Below are 16,097 nucleotides of genomic sequence, written 5' to 3'. Positions count from 1 at the left end.
ACGTCTCGGTCTCCGCGACATTGAAGAACGACTCTACCGAAGGCTCATTCTGCAGGGTCGCTGAGTCCATACCACCTCAGCATTCACCCTGCTCTTTGGTGTGGTAACTGTTCTATGACACCCTCTATTGGAGGATAACCGTCCGTATTGTTGCTCTCTGTACCGAGCTTCCCCGGCGAGCGTATTGTTATTGGAGAGATAATTCGAAGTGTTACTCTCCACCTGCTTTCCTGCAATCTACTTCAGGCAACTATCCTCCTGTTACGCACTCTCTGGATCGGTCGCGCTGTTACTGGTAGGGGTAGTATAGGTGGGAGCGCGCTATACAGCAGAGTCGCATGACTACGAAGTAGCTATTGATCGGTACAGGAGCGCACCGTCTCCAATCAAGTCGTTCACCTAGAACAACTGCTCGGTAGGCGTGTGTATCCTTTAGTCAGTCACGCATCCGTGATCATGAACGTCGTCGAGATTGTGCTCCCTCCCAATCCGAAGAACGCGAAGCGATACTCGCCCGGTTCGAGGGCCGAGCAGACGTGATAGGCTGGGTTGTAGCCGTTTTGCCGTTCCAATCCGTCGTTGGTGGCCGTGAAGGTCCACCGAAAGCCACCGCCGGGGTACACGCGGACGCCTAAGTCTGTCCAACCGGCTTGGCTCTCTGTAAAGTAGATCGGTTCCCACCCGTCGTGCTGCCGGAGAATATTGTATTTGTATTTTTCTCCGATCCCCCGCGGATTGTCTCCGATATTTGTGACTGTGAATGTAATGCGCTCACCGATAGTGACGACACCCTTCGATGCCGTCAGTTCGAATCCATTGGCTCGGTCTGGGTAAGAGTCACCAGCAGCGCGGGATACCGGGCGTGGGTCATCGTCGCAATCGATTGGGTCGGGTGGTGTCGTCATCGGTAATTCCCGTATTTGCGACTCAGGAGTCATCTCTGTGCCTGTCTTGCTGGGTGTTGGGGTGAGGTCTGTTGTTGTGTCGGAAGAGCACCCTGCCACCAGCGAGAGGCTACCGGTGACAAGCGCGAGGGCTTGACGGCGGCGCATACGTCAGTTGTCTGGCCAAATTGGTAAATGCTTTCTCTGGATCTCGTATACCTCAAAAGCCACAGTGTAGGCCAGACTTGGTCGTGGCCGAACCCGCGGTCGGGTCGAAACTAGGACCGCAAACGGACACGCTACCGATCATCAGCTCGTACGTCGGCTTCCCCATTCAACAAGCGAAACGCCCCGCGCATTAACAGGATGAGCCCAACAAGCCCAGCTATGTAGCCGAGTACATTCACGAAGCCACAGAGCTTGCATCTTGAGGCGGTGAGTATACTGTATATCGTCCCGTTCTTTTTGACACGGGCAGCGGCCACTGTGTCACCCGTTGGATAGTCGAAATCTGGCGGTGACTGATACACCCTTATAAATCCATCAGCACGCAGTCCTTGGTCGAACACGTCCTGGCCCCCCTCTGAAAGGTTAGTGTACCTGAGCACCTCGGCATCGGGAGGAACTTCTGATTCATCCTCCTCCGTGACGAGAACTGGGTGCGCCGTATCCGGAGCAACGAAAAGGAGTAGACCAGCTATGATGAACGCTGCTACAGCAATTATAATGAGCGCGCGGCCACTGAATCGAAATCCTGCTGGTGTGCCCATTTTAGAGACTGTCTGAAATAGATCAGAGAGCTATTTTCAGTATCTTAATTCGTCAAGCGAGGTAGTGATTTCATGTCCCGTGCAAGTGCGTATATTCTTTGTGGCATCGGTGGCTCTCGCAGGGATGATGGCGCTCCTGCTGTCGATTAGCGCGGATGTCTTCGGCTTCCAGATCGCTATTTTGCAGCCGTCGAAAGCGGGTAGCGTAGCCTTCGCTCTGGCAGTAGCTGGATTCGCGAATGTTTCTCTTGGCGGAGACTCAAATTCGGGCTGAGACACTATGCACATTCAGCACTCCAAGCTGACGGGCAGAGTCGGTCGTCGAGATGCATACGATCTGACTATGTCGCCAGCGCTCGTCTGTGATGGATTCACAGATGGATTTTTTATGCGTCTACTAACATGACAGGCCCATGGAAAAGTGTGATTCTATCGAAGAATATATCCAGACGCTATCGGGGAGACTCGATGAGTTTGAACAGTCGACGACGACGGTGGACGACCAACAGGCGACGGTATTTCACGACCGCTCGCTATCGATCTCAACGTTTGGATTAGTCGACACCGTATTCGTGGTCGGCACGGCGGAAACAGCCTCTCAGGCACAGGCGTTCAGTGAGGCTAGCTTCAACTACGGCCTCTCCCTGAAATCGAAACTCCCGCGGGGATTAGGCGGCAACCTCGTCGTCTATCCGGTCATTGTTAGCGAGACAGGTCTCATCGATTGGGTCCAACAGTATGACCCGAAACACTGGTCATCCTTCGAATTTCCAGTCATCATTGACCCGACTGAGGGCACCGTCGATTACTACGAATCGACGCCGTTGTGGGGTATAATCTATTACAAGGGCTTCAGGGAGACGGCTGAGACGATTCTTAAACCATAGACTCCTCATCGACAGACGGCTGGTGAAATTGTGGACCAGAGTGCTTTCTGGTTAGCTCTCTGGATTGAGTGCTCAGTGTCATCCATAATCAGTAACTCTCCAGTACTGACCCCTTCAGTAGAGTGTGCGCGGTCAATGGTGTGGATACTGCGTACTGTGGCCGGTCGGAAGTTCGACTGAGCGGGTCACTGGTTGGCCGAACTGCTCGGGTACTGAAAAGACGGTCTCTAAGGGAATGAGTAGGGAAGCGAATTTCAGGTGTCCGCTTCACCCCCGCCGAAGCCATCGAATCCCAGTAATGCCCATCGCAATCCCAGTGAGGAGGAAGGGGCCTATCTTAATGTAGTCGAAGATGTGACCTGCCGATCCGCTCGTCATCACCTCGTATATCATTCCCTCGCTCTGGACGTAATAGAAGCCAGTATCATCGGAGTAGTACCATTCCGGTGGCCGGTTTTCTTTGCCGTGAACAGTATAACTGCCCTCGTTAGCCAAGGCTTCTCGGAATGCTGATTTCGCTTCTGGCGACAGATCACCGACCGGAGTGACGGTTTTACTCTCTGGCACTTCGTCGGCTTCGACGGTTCGCGCAATACGATGTGTCGATTGTGCCTCGCCAGGGTGAGGGACCAGAATAAACCCGAGTACAACGATAATGAGACTGGCGATAACGAGAGCACCACCGGCAGGTTGTCGATTGTTTGTGGAGGGCATCGATGGCACCTGTCAACGACGAGTGACAATATCCTTCCGGTATCCTCAGGCGTGGAGTGTAGCGCCATGCGTACCAGAAGGCGACCCGTGCTGCCCGTACAAAAGCGGTCTGAGCGAAACTGGTTTACTTCACAGCGAGACTGAACTTGACCCACTGAGGGTCTGTGGGACAGTTAATTGAATCTCGGTGGTTCCACCAGTCGGTGTGGTAATTCGTATCGTCGCCGAGTCACCCTCTGCAAGCGAGTTACCGAAGTTGCCTATGTTAGTTCCACCGACGCTAACATCGGACGGGGCGGCTCCGATGTCGAGCGTTATCTTGAGCCGGTCGGCGCGGTCGTTCAAGACTGGCCGCGACCCGTCGCCGTCCTAGATTATCGTCGTTCCGAACGTTCCGTCTGTGACACCACCCGATTGGCTCTGATGGACCAGACTGTACGAGCCTGATGAATCGACCCATTGATAGTCGTCTCAGACAGATCGATATTACCGACGCCCGGCGCTCGACTCACGCTGATGTTCACGACGCCAACACGGTCTTCGCCGCTCACAGTACCGATCTGTCCGGTTGCGGAGGTTACCTGTAGCCGGTTGGTGACTTGGTCAGAGCTCTGTTGCCCTGTCTGTTCGGCGCTTGATTGAAGAAATCCGGCCGTATTGATCAGAACGCCGGCCGCGATTGCCGCAACGAGTACCATCGCAATGAAAACGATGAGCGTGCCGATACCAACCTGTCCACGAGAACCATCTGGGCCCGCGTCGTAAGCCCTTCCATATAATATCAAACAAATAGAACCGGTATATAATGTTTCCTGCAGCATTTTCACACGTGATACTTCCGACATGCTTCGACGGGCTCGAAGTACATTCCTGGCCAGATGGTGAGCTGGTGCGCTCGGCAAGCGGCCAACTCCGGTCAACGCTCAAGGCAATGCAACAGGCTGTGTCACCGGAGTTGTTCTCATGGCCGGCCCCAACCATGACCGGTGTCTCATTTTTGTGGATGATACAGCAGAGTGGCATTTCGTTGGGTATCCGGAAACGCTTGTCAGAACTGCCCCCGCGAATGAGAACAAAAATTCGATCAGCGGGTCATCACCAAGTTCACTGATCGCTCCCATGATCGAAATTCACTCCATCGTCCTCTAAACACTCGTGTTCTGGATAACCATATCTAAGAGTAATACCGGAAACTCAGACAGATAAGTGCATCATCCGCAGCTGTCATTAAGTGGCTCTGCCAGCAGGATTTCAGACGGTCTGAGTATCACAACTGGAAATGTTCGAGGTGGATTAATATACACTGAGGTGGCAACGTGTGATCATGGCACAATCGATTTCAGAGTATGTCGAGTATGAGGAGCAAGACGGTGTCGGTGTCTGGTATATTGAAGATATGCCTGCAGCCGTCGAGAGCGGCGACATGGAACAAGCTGAACAACATTATGTTGAAACAGCAAGCGATCCGGAGATGCATAGCGTCGTCGTTGAAATCGGGAATGTAGAAAACGCTAACCGCGAGGTTCTCAACCACGTCAATCAGAACTGGACTGAAGTCTCCGAAGAGTCTGGCGTCAAAACGACTGCATATGTCGCTGATGGGCTGTCACGTCTAGCAATTAGCCAGAACAATGAAGCTGAGAGCGTCACAACCAAAGGATTTGAAGACTTTGACGACGCACTTGAGTGGGCTCAGGAGCAACAGCAGAAGCTCATGGACTAAGACGGTTTAGTTTTGCAGTCACCCTCCATCTGAGATCAGGTCTCACGGTGGTAAGTAGGTATCTTGTCTCGACTGACGGCAGGCACACAAAAGAGGCGTGACCTCGACAGCTGAGAAACGGGTACTCGGGAGCATCAAAGAGTCGAGCGTGTGACGATTGACGAGAAGGTCCGCCAGTGTACGAGCGATATCAGGCGGCTGAAAGCGACGGTGAGCGACGTAAGGTTGCTCTTGAGCTGGGGACGCAACGGATGCCGCCACGTCGACATCTATGTGGCGCTGGAAAACGAGTGAGAAGTCTCACGTTCTACGCTTGCTTGTACAGTGTTGTTCGGGACTAGACGCTGCTTGGTCGCCTCTTCTGGATGGGACCGTTCTCTTGTCGTAAGCTGAATCAGTCTCCGAGCGCGTCGATCCCGGAGTAGTAAACCACTCCAACCGTCTCAGTCGCGCCGATGGAGTGCGTACGCGATGCACACCAGCCCCGCGAACTGGAGTATATTGCTCACTGTCAGGAAATAATCCTGCTGCGGGAGCGAGAGGATACGGAACTGCAGTAGTATTGACCCGACGAACGTGACGGTGTACGTGACGGCGGTCAACAACAGCAGCCCAACTGCGAGATACCGCATTGATGGGTCGCCGTGGCGGTAGAAACTCTGGAGCGAACGGAAGCCGATGTAGAGCCCGACTGCGGCCGAGCCGCTGGCGAAGCCGCTGGCGATAAGCTCGATGACGCGAAAACCGTAGAGGTTCGTCTCGAATACCATCAGAAATCACTCCATAGTCGATGTAATCTGTCAGCTGGGTTCTCATCGGTCTCGGTCTCGATCTCGAAATTGAAGCGACCGTCACGCAGGGAGAAGTGAAGGTCGGTCAACACCGCTGAGTAGACCGAGTCGTGGTGGCCGTCAGGTCGCACCCGCGTCTGTTCGTCGAGGAAGCCGACCGCCTTGAGCCGTTCCACACGCCGATACAGCGTTGACGGGGATGCCTCCGTCCGGTCGGCGAGCTCCTGTACCGTCATCGGCTCGGTACTGGTTGCGGTGAGAATAGCTCTCGCGTACTCGTCGTCAAGGAGGGCAACGACTGTCTCGAGGTCCTGTCCGTCCGTCACTGTATCCCTCGTTGTCATGTCTCGAATATAATCGTCGACGATCCGCTGCCGGTTTCGACCGGGACGTCCCCGGGAATTTGGGTGTTGCACGGGTGTCCGGACGGCTGTCGTGAACTCACCATTCATCACTGGTCGAGCAGGCTGGGCGGGAAGTATACGAGTTCGGTCCAGACGTAGTTCCTGCTGGCGGGCTCTCCGCGGACGAGTATCTGCCACCTCTCTTGACTGCTAACGTCCACTGACAGGGAGTTGCCCGGCCCGATTCGGCCGTAGCTGTCACTAAACTGGGCGTCTGCCGGCTCGGGCTCGCGCGGTCCGTCTGTCCCGTCATTCGCCCCTGCCGAGACGTCTTGCAGGTAGACAGTGAACAGGTCTGCGTCGACTGAATCACCGGCTTCGTGTGTGAGGAGCGCCGTCGAATCGCCCGGCTCCCACGCGAGCCCCCAGGTGATTATCGGTTGGTCGTAGAGGCCGATGCTGTCCATATCTCGGAAGGTATCTGGCGGCATCTTCGCGACGACGGTTGCGATGTCGCCATCAACGGTCACTTCGGCGCGGTCGGCCTCTAGCGCCTCAGGGTACTCGCTGATTCGGTCCCTGATGGACTGTTCCGACACGCCGGCACCGTCCTCGAACAGAAAGCTTCGAGTAGTGTAGATCATCGACCCGCCGAATCCGACGCTTCTGGCCTCCAGAACGGCCGTGGAGCCGTCGACGGTGAAGGTTCCTGGCCTGATTCGAGTCCACGGGGGTGCCCCCACACTGTCTGTCATCCGTTCGAACTGGGATTCGGCCTCGTGCAGCCGTGTCTGACGGCCAGATTCGGCGTCGATCCTCGGCCCGACGAACTGCAACGGCTCGTCGATATAGCCCGAAAAGAGTACGTAGTTGTCCCCGTGGGCGATGACCCGCTGGAGGTCGTCGCGCTCGTAGATCCTGTATCCCTCGTAGTTGTCGTACTGCTGGTATCCGGTTTCCTCCAGCGCTGCCTTGACGGTGTCCGTGTTTACCGACCCCTTCGCTACGACGCTTCCCCGGGATTCAACCGCCCACTCGAACGCGGAGAGGGCCACACCGATGTCGTCCATCCCCGGTTTGACCCCCTGTCCCCCGTAGGGGGTCCCAAGTAGGTCCGCTCCGCGGTTATCTGGTTCGAGGTACTCCAAGCTCGTTCGGACCCTGTCGAACTGGTCGCCTCGGTCCTGCGTCGGTATCCAGTCCCGGTAGTGTGGTGACCCTGTTTCGGGTTGGTCGACTGATCCGAAGCGGACCCCCTGACCGAATGACGGTAGCGTCGTACAGCCAGCTATTGAAGCACTGCTTACGGCCAGCCCTGCCAGCAACTGCCGTCGGGTACCACACGGTTGGTCGCCAGTATCCTCTGTCATACGTCAGCCGACGATATCCGATAAAAAAGAACGGCACCATAGCTGGCAGACCTGACAATCCGTCGGAATTTTTATATACCCACTGGTGCCGAGTAACCGGCTTTTCGGTCTGAACCGGTGACGCGACGGGGCGTTGATGAAACGGGAAAATGAGAGTGTCACAGACGTTCTCCTCCGGATGACGGGAGACGAGCAGGACGTCATGAAGGGGTTCGGTGCTTGGAAAGACCGCGGACTCCGCGAGGAAGCCGAAGGGACGCGAGAGGAACTTGACGAGGACTTCAGGGAACGTCAGGATAAACTGTTTGGACGCTACCGCGCTCATCGACTACCTGCACGGGGACGAGGCGATAGCCGAGTATCTCGAACATAACGAGCCACTCCCGCTCTTCGTACCTACGGTGGCACTCCATGAGGTATTCGCCAGCGCGGGCCGATTGCGGGGCCGTGACGGCGTTGAAGAGGCCCGCGATGACCTCGATTGGGTCAAACCACTGGAACTCTCCGCCGACGGGGCAGCTGAAGCTGCATTGGTAAGGGCCGAGCTCCAAGAGAGCGAGAATAAGATCGGTTCGATGGACACGTCGGAGCGCTCGAAGATCGTTCGTTTGAGCGACTCACCAGAGAACAGGTCTTGATCCGGTTGTAGTCAATACAGGCTTCGTTTGTATCGATTGTTTCACCCTTTCATTTCAAAAATCAATAGTGTTATCAAATATCGGTCACGTAAGTGTAACCAAGTGGACCGTATACGGCATATTCTACTCTACGATGGATAAACAGTCGCTCACACGTCGCGCTGCTCTCGGTTTTATAGCTGGAGGTGGGATGCTGCTGGTGTCTGAGTCGCTTGCGTTTACACAAACCAGTGCTCGCCGCAAAAGCGACCTTGACACGGCAGCAGATGCCAACGCACTTCTCGGATTGGTCGATACATCTAGGACTGCTCAGGTCTCTGGAGAGAATGACACGGCAACCGTGTACAAAATAACCGATAACATCGGTTCGCTGTCTGAGTCAGATATCGATGTGAGTGTTGTGAAGTTGGTTACACAGGACGGGACAGAGGTTACTTCTCCACCAGTTGATGCTACCGTCCGGAACACAGGCTTCGGCCAGTTTGACGTGGACATCAGTTGTACCAACGAAACCGATGATCTCGGGGATTCATATCAAGTTGTCCTCGATTTTTCGGCGACAACGGACGACATATCGGTTACTGCGACCCGGAGAACCAGTCCCAGGTCCTACGTCGATATCAGCTGCACATTCGACTACGGCGATTCGAACAACTATCGTGATGGTAATGATGGTGACGCCCCTCAACCAACAGATCCGAGTGGGAATATCGAGAATCCCGCTGCAGTCAACGACGACGATAATACAACTGCGGCAGCTCTCTCTTCGGGGGGCAGGAGGACCTCAAAGTTGGATACTCACTGCCGGCGGTAGACGAGACAGCCGCTGAGTACGAGATGATCTTCGACATAGAGCGCATTCAGATCGGCAGTGGCTCCTTTGGATTCTATCTCGTCAATGGTGCTGGCCAGCAGCTCACGACTCGACAAGTCCTTGCCACGGGGACCAACAGCTACCCCTTCACAGATTCAGAAGAGCAACAAATCGCTGCAAATAACGACAATCTCTATTTGATCCTCGACTCAGATACCAACGGGAAAGGCAATAGGGAACTCGAGATTGACTACTTCGAATTAAACTCGGTGTGACTCGTTTAGCGCGCAGTTCTACTGAGCGTTGTATTCGCCTAGTTGAGATTGATAGTATACGATTTCGGTAGTAGCGACTTGTACAACAGGCCGTGAATCGATCAGTACAGGAGTTTTATCCCACATTATAAGAGCCAACGTATAGATTAAAAAGCCAATAGGCGATTACACTCACAACTATGACACCGAAGCTCCCAGCCAGCCAGTTACCATTAACAACAAACTCACGGATACCTCCTGTAGCGCCTCTAAAGGCAAATAGGACAAGTAAAACAAGTGCTAAGCGGCGAAAATAAAAACCGAGGCCCTTTCCAGAGTCATGACTATCTGTGCTCATGTTCTGAAATTATCATTTCTGTCCGAATAGTTCTTTCCCTGTTCAGTTCGCAGTAGCTACCTAACGGCTGTTTCAGCAGTATCAGTGTCAAACTAATAGTAATCCAACAAAGCTTCCCATCCCAATATTTTCTACCCTGAGTGGTCCCAGTTCTGGATGTTTCTATGACACGCTCTAACAGGAAACAGCTTGGTCCAGTGGTCGGGTTTCGAACCTTCCGTAGTGGATTGTGCTTGCGTGTGGCTTCCCTACCGATATAGAGGACAGGGTTTGAGAGGGGGCTTGACGTAAGAGGTGTATGGAGAAAAATCAACTCGTTGAACTCGCGCTCTACTATATTGCAATGTTGCTGCTGGTATTTTTCATTCTTGAACTATCCCAGGCCGTTGTGGGTGACATTGCAATCTGGCTCGAATTCGGTATTATCCTTGTTGTTGTCTTCGCGTATCGATATATCGCGGTCTGGCTCGGTATCGACCCCAGTGGCCGAGAGTAAGGGGATGGGCTAGCGAGCCAGGCCAGTTGCCTTGTGGGTACGCTCACGGGCTCTCTCAGACAGGTATGCCTCGGCTGGCTTCAGCAACAACCGCAGCGGACGAAGACACAGCGGTTGAGCGCGTCCCAGCGTATCGGGGAGACTTTTTTGTAGCATTTGCCCGAAGAGAATCTATATGTCACGCCGATGTGTCTCATTCGACGAGGACGGCCACATCTACGAGTTCTCTCCGGAGATGGATCCGGTCTATACAGCTGCCGACGGGGAATCGCTCACAATCGAGACTATCGATAGTCTCAGTAAAACGATTCAGACTGGTGACGACCTCCTTGATTCGATTCCGGACGAAGTGAACGCAGCGACCGGCCCAATCGAAGTAGAGGGTGCTGAGCCGGCTGACATCTTGGCGGTTGAGATTGAAGCGGTGCGGGTCACCGAGGGGCAGGGCCGAGTGGTCACGACGCCGGACTTCGGATTGCTACAAGACGACGAAGAGATTGAACACCCTGCGACCCGAATCACCGAAGTCGATGGTGACACGATCGAATTCGACGGCCACGAAATTCCGATCGAGCCGATGATCGGGACAATTGGTGTGGCTACCGCAGAAGAGACTATCACGACACTGACCCCTCACGACCATGGTGGGAACCTCGATACCACCGACATGACCGGCGGAACCACTGCTTACTTCCCCGTATTTCAGGACGGGGCAATGTTGGCGATGGGCGACTCCAAGGCCGCTATGGCCGACGGAGAGATGTGCGGGACAGGTGCCGAAATCGGGACTGAAATCGATGTCACGGTTTCAGTGATTTCGGACCCCGGTGTTGGACTCGACCGTCCCATTGTAGATACGGGTGAGAATATCAAGTCAATCGCCAGCGCCGACACGATGGAAGAGGCAGTCAAATTGGCTAACCGTGATATCCTTGACCTCTTGCAAGCCGATCACGACATGTCGAAGACAGAGGCATACCTGTTTTCCAGTCTTGTTGGCGGACTCGAAATAAGCCAAGTCGTCGATCCACTTGTAACCGTGCGAAACTCCATCCCTGCAGAGCACTTGTCACACCCATTCTGATTCGGGTATGGTGTCGCAGTTGTTGGTCGGTTTTGTTGAATTGGATGTGTTTCTCGCGAGGATTCAACGGCTGGAATAACGTGAGCAAACGCCAGTAGGTGATAGTCTCTCAGGTGGGGTTCAACTACCCCCGCTATAGATTATTCTATACGCCACATTTCACTATAATAACCCATTGTATATACTCTCTTACTACCGGAGAGATGTGCTCATAGTGTAATTGGGTGGATGATATGATGGCAGAAAAGAATTATTACTATAGGAATACTAAATAGGCCATATGAGCCGGCGAGACCCACTTGCGAAAGAGCAGAAAGAGTTCAAATGTACCAACTGTGGCTATCGGACAACGGCACCGAGCAGGGAACTCACGTGTCGCCGCTGTGAGGGACGGATGAAAGATGTCGTGATTCCGTAGGCAGTCACTGGCAGCCTCCTGATTAGCTTGAAACCGATATACTAAACGGTGAAATGAATCTCTGAGCTACAGCTGGAGCCACATTCGAGAGGTTGTGCTCGAAGCCATCTCGGAAACCTTTGAGACACTGTCTCCGTATCCTCTACTCGTCAGAGAGACACAAAGTACGAACGCAGTGGAGTAGGAACGGCTATTACTCTGCCGCTCTTGCGTAGGAGATTGTTGATACTGGAGAGCGGTAGCTGCGGAGTCGAAGAGGACAAGGGCACCGCGCCAGTGGTGCCCGACACGAATGATTCCGCTCGATGTGTTTGGGTTGGAATCGGTCGCAGCAGACCTGTTGGAGCAGGTTCGCTGGCGTGACGGTGTTACCTGTCCTCGCTGCCGTTCTGACCGGACGGTCAGAAACGGCAGCTACAGAGAGTTTGAACGGTATCTCTGTAAGAATTGCGACCGCACGTTCAACGATACTCCAGAACAATCCCTGAAGTGAATGCTGGCCGCGTCCATGGATCACTTGGCCGGGTACATCCTGACCCAGCGGTGCTAGATCTGTTCACTGAGTATGGAATCCAGTTCGTTCTTGGATTGGACAGCCACACGCCTGTGGAACTCTCGGAGCGAGTCCCCCAACTACGAGCGGTGACTGGAACTTCAGACCGGTATCCTGTTTCTGAGGTACTACGTGACAATCAACAGTAAGTTCTGGAAACTGCGCTTCAGTGGGTTCGGTTGCTGGATGTTATTTTCCGTTTTGATCGCCTTCAGTAGCCTTCCCATGGTACGGTCAGGACGCTCTCACTGGAACGGCCCTCACCAGACTGGGGCTAAAAAATGGGTCCCATGCCTGTGAGACCAGTCGTTGGATATAGTTTCTTCACCTGTGAAAGCGAGTGAACTAACTGCAAGGTAGACCTTCGAACGTACCGATTTGCCCTATCCGGGACATCAGTGAGGAGCGCGAGCGGACAGAGATATTAGTCAGGTCGGGCCAGCCTTTTGACGCTCTTTTTGTACCAGATACACCAGCAACCCAAGCATTCCAAGAAGTCCGTATGCCATTCCGTGAAGTTTCGGGTTCCAACTCCCGTTGTCTGACACCCGTCAGACCCCACTATTTCTACTATTAGAATTACACATTAGGATAGAAGAAGTAAGAATGGGCACCCACCCCCCACTATTTCCACTAAAGCTAGTAGGACAGGTAAGTTAGGCTCCGCACCTCATTTCTTTCACTAGAACTAGTCCCTACAACAACACCGCTCTAGCTCTACTACGGTCTAGCTATAATGCTATTATTATAAACCTTTCCATAGTTCAAAGTTCATTTTCTGTAGTCGTCACTACTTCGCTGTTCTTTACTGGAAATAGTGGGGGGAGGGTGTACCAATAATCTACACCATCCCATCCTACTTCCGTCTCCTGATTACACTTGTTTCACCGATATACTGGAAACGGTGGGGTCTCTAACTCTTATAAAAAGGTATTTACTGGAAATACTGGAACCCAGTGGTCTGACCCATCTGTCACAACTCATGATACAGTGACATCGATTTACTGGAAACGGTGGGGTGTGTTTAGTCCCCCCACGAAACGCTATATACTGGAAATAGTGGGGTACTATCACTCCACATAGCGCCAAGCGGCAGTTATCTCGTAGATACCTAATTCCATTCTACTGGTCTTCAACCGCACCGCGATAGAGCGCAGGTGATATAGTGGAAACAGTGGGGCCCCCCCATATATCGGAAGGGTCACCCAGTCCTGGTTATACTGGAAATAGCGGAAACGGTGGTCGAAACAACTATTGTGGTAGCCTCACTCATTCACGCATAATATGGGTCCTCGTTTTCAACCGGACGACACGCTGTACAAACGCCGGAACACACTCAAAGTCGAGTATGTGCCGGATGATATCGTTGGCCGGGACAACGAGATTGAGGAATATGAAGCTGCTTTACAGCCGATAATCAATGGTGAGTACCCCGATAACATCTTCATCTATGGAAAGACTGGTGTCGGGAAGACTGCTGTGACGAACTTTCTACTTAATGAACTCCGAGAATCAGCGGACCATTTTGAAGTCGATCTCACCGTCATCTCGCTGAATTGCGATGGGCTGAGTACGAGCTATCAGGCTGCAATCAGCCTCGTGAATAACCTTCGCGGTCACGAGAACCATATCGCTGAGACCGGCCATCCTCAATCCAAAGTTTATCGTCTCCTCTGGAATGAACTGAATAAGCTTTCTGGCAGCGTTATCATCGTTCTCGACGAGATCGACCACATCACGGATGATACCTTCCTCTACCAGATCACCCGTGCCGATAACAACGGCTATATCGACAATATCCAGCTTGGTGTCATCGGGATCAGTAACGATTCGACGTTCCGCGAACAGCTCGATGCGAAGGTGCAGTCATCTCTCTGTGAGACGGAGATTTCGTTCCCGCCATACGGCACGGAAGAACTCCAGAAGGTCCTCGAACAACGGGCCGAGATAGCCTTCCACGAGAGTGCGCTTGAGGACGGCGTCATCCCGCTGTGTGCCGCACTCGGTCGCCAGGATGGTGGTGACGCCCGACGGGCGATCACGCTTCTGCGGAAGGCTGGCGACCTCGCTCGCACTGAAAACGCAAACTCGGTTACGACTGATCATGTCGAACGCGCTCAGGAGAAGCTTGAGGCCCAACAGAGCATGGACATTATGCGCGACCTCACTGAACACGAGCAACTCACACTCTATGCGCTGACCACGCTTGCTGCAGAGGGGGAAACACCCGCCCGCTCTCGGATTGTCTATCAGCGATATAAAGAGCTCTGTGAGTTTCAGGGCCGAGAACCGCGAACTGCGCGCCGAATGCGCAGTTTTCTCTCAGATTTCGAAATTCTCAATCTCACACTGTCTGAGATGGAACATCGTGGTCAGGACGGTGGCACGTACCGTCAGCATGAACTCAATCGCGATATTGCGACTGTCGTTGATGCTCTCCAGACGATTATTGGCGAGTTTGGAGCACATCAAAGTATCATTGAGTACCTGCCCGACTCCGGCGAGGAGTTCGCCACGATGTGACGAGGAAAACACACACCACTGTTTCCGGAGAAAACCGCACTACCTCGGACCAACCAGTGCAACGTACCGGCTCTTGACCTTCTCACCCGCTCCATCTATTGTATTTTTCGGCTTAACCACCCTGAACATTGCTCCAGCATTATCCATCGCTGACACGCCGAAGCAGCGCCTCAAACTTCTCGTGCTGGAGTGGGTGTGCATATACTCCATTCTCCCCCCTGGAAGGTCTGATTTCCCGACTTGCAACACCCCACTGTTGATTTCGACGGAGCGTTAACGCTGTCAACATGCCACATCAAATCTGTCCTGAGAAGATGTCTACGATCAAAGCGAAGAAACGTGACAATGCGTCGTTCAGCGACGCCGTAGCACGACTCATCGACGGGGCGTTCTCTCAGAGACCTTCGCGGTGCGTTCGATGAAGATCAGGTAGCCGATATGCGAGACATCATCGGGCAGGCTGGTCAGGACGACCGTAATGAAGCCCGTGATGTCGCAGGGCGATTTGAATGATTTCGATACGAGCCTTATCTTGGATATCATCGACGCTGTCGTAGCGGCCGTTGAGAAGGAACGTGAGTTCGAAGTAGCGAATGTTCCACTGGTGATTTCGGCGGTAACAGTCTTGGAACTGTACATCGGCGTCGTACGGGGTCAAACTGGAGGGGGAGGTAGAAGGTCGCGCACACACGCGCGGAGCGCCCATAGAAGCCGTGCTTGACTCATCCGCGCTGGCCACACGAAGCTAAGCATTTCCCGCCGTGCTGGTCGGCTATTCGGTGAATGCATAGCTAACCGCAGATGACGGCGAAGGGAGCGGTATTGGCAAAGGACGCAGCAATCGCTGCAACCGTTTTGGGGCGTAACGAGTCCGTTTTCGTCGGTGATAGAGGAGACCTCCTACGCGCAACTGATTTACTTCTCACCTCTGAATCGCGGATTGTGCCGACCTGAGCGATGAAATCCTCCACCGATATCCAGATAATATCACTCAAAACTTGACTATACTTTTCAACTGTCGCTCAACTTCGCCGGTCCAATACACTACTGAAACCACCCGTGTGTATGCCACGCGTGTGCCGTGTGGTTCCTGAACATGGCGGGTCCAAGACCGTCCATTTATATACTCCCCTCCCATCGGATGTAATGCGAAGGTCGCGCCGGGCAGCATTCCCGGAACGACGCCCCAACGCCACCCCCGTGGTGGGTTGGGTCACTCGCTTAGAACGCGAGGCCACCGAGGCTTCGTGTTCGTGTATGAGGATTCCACCCCTGCGGTCCGCCGTTAAGATGGAATCTGATGTGAGCCCACGGACCCATGCAGTAGTCAACATTGGCGTAGGAACCAATGTGTTAGCTTCCGACGGAGTGCAACCACTTCCGCCGCTGATGTATATCAGCACATTCCGGTTGATCCTGCCGGAGGCCATTGCTATCGGAGTCCGATTTAGCCATGCTAGTTGCACGAGTTTAGAC

The 16,097-nt window shown here is 53.6% G+C and carries 16 protein-coding genes, 1 rRNA gene and 4 pseudogenes; 14 read left to right on the top strand and 7 right to left on the bottom strand.

Going from position 1 to position 16,097, the window contains the following annotated elements; translation table 11 throughout:
* Window positions 1-440 precede the first annotated feature (440 nt).
* Both G9463_RS20685 and G9463_RS20680 read right to left on the bottom strand, forming a co-directional pair.
* A complete protein-coding gene (locus G9463_RS20685; protein WP_165897712.1) occupies window positions 441-1,052 on the bottom strand; it encodes a hypothetical protein in 612 nt (203 codons plus the stop codon).
* A gap of 131 nt (window positions 1,053-1,183) precedes the next feature.
* On the bottom strand, window positions 1,184-1,654 hold the full coding sequence (locus G9463_RS20680; protein WP_004966527.1) for a hypothetical protein: 471 nt from the start codon (window positions 1,652-1,654) through the stop codon (window positions 1,184-1,186).
* Window positions 1,655-2,067: 413 nt separating this feature from the next.
* Here G9463_RS20680 and G9463_RS20675 point away from each other — a divergent pair, with 413 nt between their 5' ends.
* Window positions 2,068-2,541 (top strand): hypothetical protein, encoded by a 474-nt coding sequence (locus G9463_RS20675; protein WP_174790045.1) that lies wholly within the window; start codon window positions 2,068-2,070, stop codon window positions 2,539-2,541.
* Between the two features lie 267 nt (window positions 2,542-2,808).
* Here the strand turns inward: G9463_RS20675 and G9463_RS20670 are convergent, their stop codons facing one another.
* On the bottom strand, window positions 2,809-3,255 hold the full coding sequence (locus G9463_RS20670; RefSeq protein WP_165897711.1) for a hypothetical protein: 447 nt from the start codon (window positions 3,253-3,255) through the stop codon (window positions 2,809-2,811).
* Between the two features lie 129 nt (window positions 3,256-3,384).
* Window positions 3,385-4,037: pseudogene (locus tag G9463_RS24435) on the bottom strand (archaellin/type IV pilin N-terminal domain-containing protein).
* 59 nt (window positions 4,038-4,096) lie between these two features.
* Between G9463_RS24435 and G9463_RS24590 the strand changes: the two are divergent.
* From G9463_RS24590 to G9463_RS20650, 3 genes and pseudogenes are all read left to right on the top strand, one after another.
* Window positions 4,097-4,219 (top strand): annotated as a pseudogene (locus tag G9463_RS24590) (radical SAM domain-containing protein); the annotation flags it as partial.
* 360 nt (window positions 4,220-4,579) lie between these two features.
* Window positions 4,580-4,978 carry a hypothetical protein gene (locus G9463_RS20655; RefSeq protein WP_004966533.1) on the top strand — a complete coding sequence of 133 codons (399 nt, stop codon included), beginning with the start codon at window positions 4,580-4,582 and terminating at the stop codon, window positions 4,976-4,978.
* A gap of 150 nt (window positions 4,979-5,128) precedes the next feature.
* Window positions 5,129-5,272, top strand: a pseudogene (locus G9463_RS20650) (hypothetical protein).
* 149 nt (window positions 5,273-5,421) lie between these two features.
* Here the strand turns inward: G9463_RS20650 and G9463_RS20645 are convergent.
* The 3 genes from G9463_RS20645 to G9463_RS20635 all read right to left on the bottom strand — a co-directional run bounded on the left by G9463_RS20645 (window position 5,422) and on the right by G9463_RS20635 (window position 7,483).
* Window positions 5,422-5,748, bottom strand: a complete 327-nt coding sequence (locus G9463_RS20645; protein WP_127014989.1) for a hypothetical protein — start codon at window positions 5,746-5,748, stop codon at window positions 5,422-5,424.
* Window positions 5,748-6,113 (bottom strand): winged helix-turn-helix domain-containing protein, encoded by a 366-nt coding sequence (locus tag G9463_RS20640; RefSeq protein ID WP_240150095.1) that lies wholly within the window; start codon window positions 6,111-6,113, stop codon window positions 5,748-5,750. The genes G9463_RS20645 and G9463_RS20640 overlap by 1 nt, the downstream gene beginning before the upstream one ends.
* Before the next feature lie 107 nt (window positions 6,114-6,220).
* Window positions 6,221-7,483, bottom strand: coding sequence for a hypothetical protein (locus tag G9463_RS20635; protein WP_165897710.1), 1,263 nt, complete (start codon window positions 7,481-7,483; stop codon window positions 6,221-6,223).
* Window positions 7,484-7,619: 136 nt separating this feature from the next.
* Here G9463_RS20635 and G9463_RS20630 point away from each other — a divergent pair, with 136 nt between their 5' ends.
* The 10 genes and pseudogenes from G9463_RS20630 to G9463_RS20575 all read left to right on the top strand — a co-directional run.
* Window positions 7,620-7,856: an antitoxin VapB family protein gene (locus tag G9463_RS20630; protein ID WP_165897709.1), complete on the top strand. Its 237-nt coding sequence runs from the start codon at window positions 7,620-7,622 to the stop codon at window positions 7,854-7,856.
* A complete protein-coding gene (locus G9463_RS20625) occupies window positions 7,753-8,121 on the top strand; it encodes a type II toxin-antitoxin system VapC family toxin (RefSeq protein WP_165897708.1) in 369 nt (122 codons plus the stop codon). Before G9463_RS20630 ends, G9463_RS20625 begins: the two co-directional genes overlap by 104 nt.
* A 199-nt stretch (window positions 8,122-8,320) precedes the next feature.
* The gene (locus G9463_RS20620) at window positions 8,321-8,935 is read left to right on the top strand and encodes a hypothetical protein (RefSeq protein ID WP_165897707.1); all 615 of its coding nucleotides are present in this window, start codon (window positions 8,321-8,323) and stop codon (window positions 8,933-8,935) included.
* Window positions 8,936-8,958: 23 nt separating this feature from the next.
* On the top strand, window positions 8,959-9,210 hold the full coding sequence (locus G9463_RS20615; protein ID WP_004966540.1) for a hypothetical protein: 252 nt from the start codon (window positions 8,959-8,961) through the stop codon (window positions 9,208-9,210).
* 635 nt (window positions 9,211-9,845) lie between these two features.
* Complete coding sequence (locus tag G9463_RS20610; protein ID WP_004966672.1) at window positions 9,846-10,043, top strand: hypothetical protein; 198 nt, start codon at window positions 9,846-9,848, stop codon at window positions 10,041-10,043.
* 175 nt (window positions 10,044-10,218) lie between these two features.
* Window positions 10,219-11,127, top strand: a complete 909-nt coding sequence (locus tag G9463_RS20605) for an acetamidase/formamidase family protein (protein WP_165897706.1) — start codon at window positions 10,219-10,221, stop codon at window positions 11,125-11,127.
* Window positions 11,128-11,407: 280 nt separating this feature from the next.
* Complete coding sequence (locus G9463_RS20600; protein ID WP_164734791.1) at window positions 11,408-11,545, top strand: hypothetical protein; 138 nt, start codon at window positions 11,408-11,410, stop codon at window positions 11,543-11,545.
* 292 nt (window positions 11,546-11,837) lie between these two features.
* Window positions 11,838-12,014: pseudogene (locus G9463_RS20595) on the top strand (transposase); the annotation flags it as partial.
* A 1,368-nt stretch (window positions 12,015-13,382) separates the two neighbouring features.
* On the top strand, window positions 13,383-14,621 hold the full coding sequence (locus G9463_RS20590; protein WP_004966666.1) for an orc1/cdc6 family replication initiation protein: 1,239 nt from the start codon (window positions 13,383-13,385) through the stop codon (window positions 14,619-14,621).
* A gap of 1,403 nt (window positions 14,622-16,024) precedes the next feature.
* Window positions 16,025-16,097, top strand: a 16S ribosomal RNA gene (locus tag G9463_RS20575); the annotation flags it as partial.

The organism is Haloarcula sp. JP-Z28 (assembly GCF_011440255.1).
Taxonomy (GTDB): domain Archaea; phylum Halobacteriota; class Halobacteria; order Halobacteriales; family Haloarculaceae; genus Haloarcula; species Haloarcula marismortui.
This window is presented reverse-complemented; position numbering and strand designations above follow the sequence as displayed.